General features: G+C 45.0%; 2 protein-coding genes. Both read left to right on the top strand.

Annotated elements, in window-relative coordinates:
• The coding region (locus tag A3738_RS05180) for an FAD-linked oxidase C-terminal domain-containing protein (protein ID WP_304440068.1) at positions 1-716 on the top strand (716 nt) is incomplete at its 5' end.
• 19 nt (positions 717-735) lie between these two features.
• The coding region (locus A3738_RS32400) for a fumarylacetoacetate hydrolase family protein (RefSeq protein ID WP_369819771.1) at positions 736-898 on the top strand (163 nt) is incomplete at its 3' end.

An 898-nucleotide genomic window follows, 5' to 3' on the forward strand; every position in this document is an offset into this window, starting at 1 on the left:
GTCTTAACGATATTACTAATACGATGGATGTTCTTAAGTCTTTCCAAGGCAAGCTCGATTTGACTGCCTATGAGTTCTTTTCACATCAAGCGATGGACCATGTGCGTGCGCACGCAGATGTGCCAGCGCCGTTTGAATCTGAAGCACCTTATTATGCCTTGCTAGAGTTTGAGGCGAGCAATGACGCGGTAATGGATTCGGCGATGGAGTTGTTTGAACACTGCGTTGAACAAGGCTGGGTAATTGATGGGGTGATTAGCCAAAGCGAAACGCAGGCTATGAACTTATGGCGTTTACGTGAAGGGATTTCTGAATCGATTGCGCCGCGTACTCCGTATAAAAACGATATAAGCGTCGTGGTTTCAAAAGTCCCCGAGTTTCTCACGGAAATCGACGAGGTTGTCACCACGCATTACCCTGATTTCGAAATAATTTGGTTCGGTCATATCGGAGATGGCAATTTACACCTCAACATACTGAAGCCAGAAGATTTGCCCGCGGATGAGTTTTTCGCAAAATGTGTTGATGTGAACAAATGGGTCTTTGATATCGTTGAAAAGCATGGCGGGAGTGTTTCTGCTGAGCATGGGGTTGGTCTTGTGAAAAAGGATTATTTGCAATACACACGCAGCGCAGCAGACATTGCTTTGATGAAAGGTATCAAGCAGGTATTCGATCCGAAAGGACTTATGAATCCTGGCAAAATATTCGACTAATTAACCTATGGAGTAGTAGATGTATCAGCCGGTTTGGTTTGACGGTAAAGAGTTTGACGCGCGTTGCTCAAAGCTTGTGTGTATTGGCCGAAATTACGCGGAGCACGCGAAAGAGCTAAACAATCCCATACCCAAGGCGCCAATTCTATTTATTAAACCGGAATCTACTATTCAAACCAGTG

The sequence above is a fragment of the Oleiphilus sp. HI0066 genome, from assembly GCF_001635725.1.